Consider the following 8,888-nt stretch of genomic DNA (forward strand, 5'->3'; position numbering starts at 1 on the left):
CGTGGACAGCTACGACGTCATCATCATCGGCACCGGCGCGGGCGGCGGCACCCTCGCCCGGCACCTGGCCGCCTCCGGCAAGCGCATCCTGCTGCTGGAACGCGGCGACTGGCTGCCGCGCGAACCGGCCAACTGGAGCGCCGCCGACGTGTTCATCGACAACCGGTACATCTCACCGGACACCTGGTACAACGCCGACGGCAAGCCGTTCCAGCCGCAGGTGCACTACTTCGTCGGCGGCGCCACCAAGCTGTACGGCGCCGCGCTGTACCGGCTGCGCCGCGAGGACTTCGGCCAGCTGCAGCACCACGACGGCATCTCCCCGGCCTGGCCGATCACGTACGAGCAGATCGAGCCGTACTACACCCTCGCCGAGCAGATGTACCAGGTGCACGGGGCCCGCGGTGAGGACCCGACCGAACCGCCCGCCAGCGCCGCCTACCCGTTCCCGGCCGTCTCCCACGAGCCCCGCATCCAGCAGCTCTCCGACGACCTGGCGGCGGCGGGCTACCACCCGTTCCACGCCCCGTGCGGCATCCGCCTCAACGAGACGAACATGCCCTACAGCGTGTGCGTACGCTGCGAGAGCTGCGACGGCTTCCCGTGCCCGCTGCACGCCAAGTCCGACGCCGAGGTCTTCGGCGTACGCCCCGCGCTGGAGCAGTCCAACGTGGAGCTGCTCACCCACGCCGAGGTGGTGCGGCTGGAGACCAACGCGGCCGGGACCGCGGTGACCACCGTCGTGGTCGACCACGAGGGCCACGAAGAGCGCTACAGCGCCGACATCATCGTGGTGGCGGCCGGTGCCGCCAACTCGGCCAAGCTGCTGCTACAGTCGGCCACCGACAAGCACCCGCGTGGCCTGGCCAACGGCTCCGACCAGGTCGGGCGCAACTACATGTTCCACGACAGCCAGGCCGTGCTGGCCCTGTCGAAGGAGCCCAACCCGACCGTGTTCCAGAAGACGCTGGGCGTCAACGACTTCTACTTCCGGGGTCCGGACTTCGACTATCCGATGGGCAACATCCAGATGATCGGCAAGTCGCAGGCGGACATGTTCCGCGGCGAGAAGCCGCTGGCCACCAAGCTCGCTCCGACCTGGGCGCTGGCCGACATCGCCCGGCACGCGGTCGACTTCTGGCTGTCCACCGAGGACCTGCCGCTGGCCGAGAACCGGGTCACGCTCGGGCCCGGCGGAGCGATCAAGCTGACCTACCGGCAGAGCAACCCGACCGCGGCCGAGCGGCTCTACCACCAGCTCAAGTCGATGCTGGGGCACCTGGGCATGCACTCGGGGCACCTGATCCACCGGTTCGCGTACATGAAGAGCGACATCCCGATCGCGGGTGTGGCGCACCAGGCGGGCACCTGCCGGTTCGGCACCGACCCGAACAGCTCGGTGCTCGACGCCAACTGTAAGGCCCACGAGCTGGACAACCTCTACGTCGTGGACACCAGCTGCTTCCCGAGCATCGGGGCGGTCAACCCGGCGCTGACGGCGATGGCCAACGCCCTGCGCGTCGGCGACCACCTCCTGCAGCGCATGGGCGCCGCCAGGGCCACCGCCACCACCGCGGGCGGTCAGGACCAGGCGCGCTGACCCACCCATGGCCACCAAGACCGAACGGCTGGTCGTCAACGTCGCCGGCGTGGGGCAAGGCATCGTGCTGGTCACCATCCCGGCGGCCAGCACGATCTTCACCGACCCGAGCGAGTACGGGCTGTCCAGCACCCAGTACGGCGCCATGTTCCTGCCGCAGGTGCTGCTGGCGATCACCACGTCCCTGGCCGGGGCGTGGCTGTCGCAGCGGTGGGGCACCAAGCCGGTCTACGTGACCGGGCTGGCCTGCTCACTGCTGTCCATGGCGCTGCTGCTGGTCAGCATCCCGGTGATGCACCAGGCCGCGGCGTACCCGTTGCTGCTCTGCGCGACCGCCGCCCTGGGGGCCGGGTTCGGGCTGGCCGTCCCGGCGCTCAACTCACTGGCCGCCGCGTTCCACCCGGGCAGCGTCGACTCGGCCGTACTGGTGCTCAACGCGCTGCTGGGGCTGGGCACCGCGCTCGCGCCGGTGTTCGTGGCCCTGTTCGTCGGGCTCGGGTTCTGGTGGGGGCTGCCAGTGCTGTCGACCCTGCTGCTGGTCGGCCTGCTGCTGGTGAGCCTGCCGCTGCCGATGCGCACCGGCGCCGCCACGGCCGCCACGGCCGCTGGCGGCCGGTCGGCGTTCCCGGCCCGGTTCTGGGCGTACGCCGCCTTCGCCGTCCTGTACGGCATCTGCGAGACCGTCAACGGCAACTGGTCGACCCTCTACCTCACCGGCAGCCTGGGGGAGTCGGCGACCACGGCGGCGTTCGCGCTCACCGCCTTCTGGGCGATGGTCACCCTCGGCCGGGTCGGCTTCGCCGCCGCGCAGTCGGTCATCGGCGCCAAGACCGTGTACCACAGCCTGCCGTTCCTGCTCGCGGCCGTGTTCGTGCTGATCTCGCTGCTACCCCAGGACCAACCGGGCCTGGCGGTGCTGGCGTTCGGGCTGGCTGGGCTCGGCTGCTCGGCGCTGCTGCCGCTGTCCATCAGCTTCGGGCAGGGTGAACTGACCTCGATCGCCGCGTCGGTGGCGGGCGGCGTCATCGCCTGCTACCAGCTCGGGTACGGCATCGCCGCGTTCGGCGTCGGCCCGGTGCTGGCAGCCGGGGTCCAACTGCCCACCGTGTACGCCGTCGCCGCGCTGATCGCGCTGCTCATGGGCCTGCTGTCGTTCGCCGTCGCACACCGTCGCCCCTCCCCCGCCGTCCTACACCCCCGCCCGGACCCGACCTCGCCCTGACCCCTGCGGCCCGCGGCGCGGCGCCCGACATCCGCCCGCGCTGCGACGCTGCGGCACGTGGGCGGCGCGGCGACGCTGCAGTTTCGGGGAAAGCGCAGGAATCGTGTCCGATTTAGCTGCACTTTCCCCGAAACTGCAATCATTGTCGGGCCTTCTTGCGCGCTTCCGTGCCGCGAGTTCTGTTGATCAGGAGGCTGTGCCGCCGACATGCCGTCGAGCCGTGCCATAAGTTCATGATCGACGGGGCGGGGCGGGGCGCGGAGCCGGGGGCGCGGAGCCGGGGCGGGTGGGGGGCGGCCGGGGCGGGCGGTGGGCAGGGCCGTCCGCGCCCGGCCGCGGTATCAGTCGGCGTGGCCGGGTGGCTGCGGGAGGGTGAAGCGCCAGTGTTGGGCGCGCAGCTCGGGGATGATGCGGTCGACGGCGTCGACGGTCTGGCTGCGGTCGCCACCGCCGTCGTGCATCAGCACCACCGCACCCGGGGTGATGCCGTCACGCAGCCGCTGCACCAGCACGTCCGTGCCCGGCGGCTCCCAGTCGGTGATGGCCAGCTGCCAGCCGAGCGGCTGCATGCCCAGCCGCGCCGCGACCTCGGGCGTCTGCCCCCAGGCCCCGAACGGCGCCCGGAAGTACGGGATGCGCGCGCCCGGCACCGCCCGGCGGATCGCGGCGCTGGTCGCGACCAGGTCCGCCTCGATCTGCTCGGGGGTCAAGGCGCTCAGGTCGTCGTGGTGCATGCTGTGGTTGCACAGCGTGTGGCCCGCGGCGACGATCCGGCGAACCACGTCGGGATGCTCGACGACATGGTCACCCCACAGGCAGAACACGGCCTTGACGTGGTGGCGGCGCAGCACGTCGAGCAGCCGCAGCGTGTCGGCGGGGTTCGGACCGTCGTCGAAGGTGAAGCTGACGACGTCGCCGTGCCCGCGCGCGGTGTCGACGATGTCGGCGGTGGCCCGCGAGTGGGCCGAGGCGGGGCTCGCGGCGCTCAGCGCGAAGCTGAGCGCGCCGAGCGCTATCGCGGTGCGCGACAGGCCCCGGGTCGACAGGTTCATGATGGTCGGCCTTTCGTGGCGAGGGCGCCCGGTCGGCGGTCCGCTGTCCTGGACCGGGCCGCCGACCGGGCGGGTCATCAGGGGGTACGGCAGGAGACGGTCGGCGCGGCCCACTGACCGTTGGCCATGACGGTGAACCCGAACGTGGTGGACCCGCCCGCGGGCAGGTTTCCGTTGCCGCTGGGTTTGACCGTCATCACGTTGCCGCTGGAATCCCAGCTCGGGCTGCCGTTCCACACCGCCGACACCTTCTGCGGCGCGCGCACGGTCACCGTCGCGGTCCAGCTGGTGATCGCGCTCGACCCGGCGCGGACGGTCACCTCGCCGTTGAACCGGTCACCCCACCGCTGCGTCTCCCGGTAGGTGGCGGTGCAGCCGCCCCCGCCCCCGCCGGGCGACGGGCTGGCGCTGGGTGGGGTGCTGCCGTCGGGGGCGACGGCCCGGCCGGTGCTCGTGGAGATCATGCCCGCGCACAGGTTGCGGCTGTTGAGGTTCGCCACGATCTGCGGGATCGCGCTGACCGTGGTCTGGTAGCCGTCGTGCATCAGGATCACGCCGCCGTTCTGCAGCGTGCTCGCCGCCTGCACGATCTGGGCGGTGCTGGCGCCGTTCCAGTCCTGGCTGTCGACGCTCCACAGCACCTCGGTGAGCCCGAACTGCGCCTCGATCGACTTCAGCGTGGCGTTGGTCTCGCCGTACGGCGGGCGGAACAGCTTCGGCGCGACGCCGGTGGCCTGCTGGATCGCCTGCTGGGTCTGGCTGATCTCGGAGGTGATCTGGGCGGTGGACAGCTGGGTCAGGTGCGGGTGGGTCCAGCTGTGGTTGCCGATCCACATCCCGGCGTTCTTCTGCGCCTGCACGAGCGACGGGTTGGCCTGCGCCTTCTGGCCGATGTTGAAGAAGGTGGCGCGCACACCGTTGGCGGTCAGCGCGTTGAGCAGGTTGGTGGTGTTGCCGGCGATCGGGCCGTCGTCGTAGGTGAGCGCGACGTATCCGGCGCTGCAGTTGGCCGCGGCCGCCGGACTGGCCACGGCCAGCACGGCGACCGCGCCCGCGGCGACGGTCGCGGCGGCGGTGAGGGCGACGAGCGCCCGCCGCCGCAGGAGCTGCGATGACATGGGTACCTCCTCGGGCAGTGAGGATGGGTGGGGGTGGTGCGCGGTACGGCCGTAGGGAGTCGCCGCATCCCGCACCGATGTGCTCGCATATGGACGCCGAGCTATGTGATCTGCGGACATCATTCTGAGCACGCGTCCGTAACAGCGTCAACAACTTCCGGAAAAGTATCGGTCCACGTTGATCGCCCAAAGTGGGCTTTGAGCAGGACTTATGCGGTTCATGGAACATGTTGTGCCAGGCCATCGGGCAACTTGCCCCGATGGCCTGGCACATGGTCTACCGGAGTGGTACCGGAAGCAGATTCCGCGTCACCGCACCGTGGTCAGCGGCGGGGCCGCTGCGGGATGCGCGGCAGCACGTACGGCGCACCGGCGTACACCAGGTCCGCCTTCACGATGTTGTAGGCGCGCTTGGGCTGGTAGTTCTCGTCGTACAGAGTGGCCAGGCCCTCCGGCGGGTCGGTGAACCAGGTCGGCACCCAGGAGTGCTTGTCGGTGAATCCCCACACCGTGAACGACAGGCAGTGCCGGTTGGACAGGCAGGCCTGCAGCAGCACGCTGTAGTTGCCCGCCGAGGCCTGCAGCCGCGGGTTGATCTCGTTGGAGTCGCCCGCCTGCACCTTCTCCGTCAGTTGGCTGCGCACGTCCACCTCGGTGAACGCGGTGGCCAGCCCGAGGTCGGTGAACCGCTTGAGCGCGTCGGCCACCTGGAACGTGTCGTAGTTGCCGTACTGGGTGCCCAGGTGGCCCTGGCTGCCCACCCCGTCGATCGGCACGCCGCTGTCACGCAGCTGCTTGACCATGTCGTACACGAACTGGGTCTTGTCGTTGGCCGGGTCGCCCGAGCCAAACGCCTCGATGTTGTAGTCGTTGTAGAACAGCAGCGCCTTCGGGTCGGCCGCGCGCGCCCAGCGGAACGCGTCGGCCACGTAACCCTCGCCCAGGTGCTGCGCCCAGAAGCCCTTGTAGTGCAGGGTCGGCGGGTTGTCCCACGGGTCGCTGACGGCCTCGTTGACCACGTCCCACTGCCAGATCTTGCCCTTGAAGTGCCGTACCACGTTGGTGATGTGGTTCTTCAGGATGTCGCGCAGCTCGGCGTCACTGATCGTGCCGTCGGCGACCCCGGCGGTCAGCCAGCCCGGGAGCTGGTTGTGCCACACCAGCACGTGGCCGCGCACCAGCTGCTTGTTCTGCTTGGCGAAGGCGATCAGCTCGTCGGCCGGTCCCCAGTTGTACGTGCCGCGCGTGGGCTCCAGGCTCTCCCACTTCATCACGTTCTCGGCGGTGACCGTGGAGAACTCCGAGGCGACCTTCTCCCGGTACTGCGGGTCGGCCGGGTCGGCCAGCGCCGCCATGTCGACGGCGGTGCCTATGTACAGGTCGTGGCGCATACCGAGGGTGCGCAGGCTCTGGTCGGCGGGGTCGGTGACGTGGCCGGCCGTGGCGGGCAGGGCGTTCAGGGCGCCCGCGGCCACGAGGGCGACGGCGCCGACGGTGAGCCACCGTCTGACGTTCATGGGGGTGTCCTTCCTGAGGGACTGCAGGTCGTTTGTGCGTACGAACGCTCGCGGCCGCAGCGGTCTGCGGCGGGGCGGCGTTGGTGCAGGTACACGAGGTGCAATCACGCGGTCATGGCCCAGCCCGCCAATGAGTCCGCTTCGGATGTTTCCGTAACTAGCCCGAAACTTTAGAAGCAGAACCGCTTGCCCGTCAACGGATTCGCCTTCGTTAGCGCACTTGAACAGCTACGAAAACTTCCGACACCACATGAAAGTTCCATCATGACTCGCCTGGGCAAGACGTATCGCCGCTCGTGTCCGACGCCGCCCGTGGTCGTCCGACCGGGGCGCCTCAGCGAGGTGGATGCAGTTTCGGGGAAAGTGCCGGATTCCTGGCCCGGATTCGTGCAGTTTCCCTGAAACTGCCGCTTGGCCGGGGTGATGTCGCGGGCGGGTGCGCGGCGTCGTGGGATGCGCGGCGCCATGGGTGCGCGGCGCCATGGGTGCACGGCGCCGTGGGGGGCCGCCGGGTGGGTGGGGGCCGCCGGGTGGGTGGGGGCCGCCGGGTGGGTGGGGGCCGCCGGGTGGGTGGGGGCCGCCGGGTGGGTGGGGGCCGCCGGGTGGGTGGGGCGGTGTCGGGTGGGTGGTGTGGTGGTGGCTCACGCGTGTGGGGTTGTGCGTCCAACTCCACACGTGTGAGCTGCGTGTTGTGTGGGGTGCGGTGGGCGGTGCCACGGCGTGTGTGGCGTGTGGTGGTGCGGTGATCCGGGTCAGTGTTCGTGGTAGGTGGCGTGGTGGTAGTCGGCGTGGATGCCGTCGTTGCCGAGGTCTTGTACCCAGAGGCCGAGGAAGGCGCCGGTGAAGCCCCAGGCGGCGGGTTCGCCGTCGATGACGGTGGCGGCGTGTTCGTCGGACAGGATGGTGGCGTCGAAGTGGTGGGGGATGGTTTGCCAGCCGGTGCCGAGGTTGTAGGTGAAGTGGATGGTGGGTCCGTCGAAGGTGGCGCGTAGGCCGACGTGGTCGGCGGTGCTGGTGTCGATGGTGAGGTGTGGGTGTGTGGTGAGGCGGCCGTGGTTGCAGGTGAGGAGTTCGAGGGTGCGGCGGCCGTCGTCGGCGCGGGTGAGGTAGGCGTGGTGCCAGTTGGCGGTGTTGTAGTAGGCGGTGATTCCGGCGAGGTGGCGGTGGTCGACGGGGTCGAATTCGAGCACTGTTTCGAGGCTGCAGTGGGTTGATCCGACGCGTCGGGCGACGAGGCTGGGGGTTTGTTTGCCGACGGGTGATTGGCCGCCGTGGATGCGTAGGTGTGTGGGGCGGGTGGTGAGGTCGATCCAGTCGGGGGTGGCGGGTCGGCGCAGGGTGGACCAGGCGGGGCCGAGTACGGGGTTGTCGAAGTGGTCGGTGGCGGGTTGGTTTGGCCAGGGGTGTGGTGTCAGGTCGGGGGCGGGGATGTCGTCGGCGGGGATGCCGCCGGGGATCGAGGGCCAGCCGCCGGTGGGCCAGTCGACTTTTTGGATGGCGGTTTCGCGGCCCAGGACGCAGTTGCCCAGGGGGGTGTAGGGGCGGGCGGCGAGGTGGGCGAGGTACCAGTGGCCGTGTTGGGTTTGGACGAGGCTGCCGTGTCCGGCTTTTTGGAGGGTGAGGTCGGGTCGGTTGAGGGAGGTGAGTAGGGGGCCGTTGGGGTCGGCGAGGTAGGGGCCGTGGAGGTTGCGGGAGCGGGCGATGGTGGCTTGGTGTTGCCAGCTGGTGCCGCCTTCGGCGGTGAGCAGGTAGTACCAGCCGTCGTGTTGGTAGAGGTGGGGTCCTTCGGTGAGGCCTGCTTCGGTGCCGGTGAAGATGATTTGTGGGTTGCCGACGAGTTTTTGTTGGTGGCGGTCGTAGCGTTGGATTTCGATGCCGCCGAAGCGGTCGCGGCCGGGGCGCCAGTCGGCGGACATGGCCAGGAGCCAGGTGGTGCCGTCGGTGTCGTGGAACAGGGATGCGTCGAAGCCGTGGGAGTGCAGTTTGATCGGGTCCGACCATGGTCCGTCGATGCTGGGTGCGGTGGTGAGGTAGTTCTGGGGGTCCCAGTAGCCGGAGGCGAAGCTGGCGACGTCGCTGTAGACGAGGTGGAACAGGCCGTCGTGCCAGGTGAGGTCGGGGGCCCAGATGCCGTTGGAGTCGCCGCAGCCGCGCAGGTCCAGTAGGCGTTTGCTGTCGATGATGCCGCCGATGGGGCGCCAGTGGACCAGGTCGCGGGAGTGGTGGACGCGGACGCCGGGGTACCACTCGAATGTCGAGGTGGCCAGGTAGTAGTCGTCGCCCACGCGCAGGATCGACGGGTCCGGGTGGAACCCGGGCAGTACCGGGTTGCGGATGGACCGCGCGGCCGTCACGACGTCTGCGAAGTCGGTCGACATG

Annotated in this window: 6 protein-coding genes; 2 read left to right on the forward strand and 4 right to left on the reverse strand. The window is 69.9% G+C overall.

The window, feature by feature from the left end:
* Position 1 precedes the first annotated feature (1 nt).
* Positions 2-1,600 (forward strand): GMC oxidoreductase, encoded by a 1,599-nt coding sequence (locus KUA19_RS26630; protein ID WP_217400208.1) that lies wholly within the window; start codon positions 2-4, stop codon positions 1,598-1,600.
* Positions 1,601-1,607: 7 nt separating this feature from the next.
* Positions 1,608-2,822, forward strand: a complete 1,215-nt coding sequence (locus tag KUA19_RS26635) for an MFS transporter (protein WP_217400210.1) — start codon at positions 1,608-1,610, stop codon at positions 2,820-2,822.
* Positions 2,823-3,163: 341 nt separating this feature from the next.
* Here KUA19_RS26635 and KUA19_RS26640 read toward each other — a convergent pair whose 3' ends face one another.
* From KUA19_RS26640 to KUA19_RS26655, 4 genes are all read right to left on the reverse strand, one after another.
* Positions 3,164-3,874 carry a polysaccharide deacetylase family protein gene (locus KUA19_RS26640; RefSeq protein WP_217400212.1) on the reverse strand — a complete coding sequence of 237 codons (711 nt, stop codon included), beginning with the start codon at positions 3,872-3,874 and terminating at the stop codon, positions 3,164-3,166.
* A 77-nt stretch (positions 3,875-3,951) separates the two neighbouring features.
* Entirely contained in the window at positions 3,952-4,992 is a 1,041-nt protein-coding gene (locus KUA19_RS26645; protein ID WP_217400214.1) for a polysaccharide deacetylase family protein, read from the reverse strand.
* A gap of 323 nt (positions 4,993-5,315) precedes the next feature.
* Positions 5,316-6,509, reverse strand: coding sequence for an endo-1,4-beta-xylanase (locus KUA19_RS26650; RefSeq protein WP_217400216.1), 1,194 nt, complete (start codon positions 6,507-6,509; stop codon positions 5,316-5,318).
* Between the two features lie 752 nt (positions 6,510-7,261).
* Positions 7,262-8,888, reverse strand: a 1,627-nt coding sequence (locus KUA19_RS26655) for a glycoside hydrolase family 43 protein (RefSeq protein ID WP_217400218.1), incomplete at its 5' end; no start/stop codon positions are given.

This window comes from Catellatospora tritici (assembly GCF_019083965.1).
Taxonomy (GTDB): domain Bacteria; phylum Actinomycetota; class Actinomycetes; order Mycobacteriales; family Micromonosporaceae; genus Catellatospora; species Catellatospora tritici.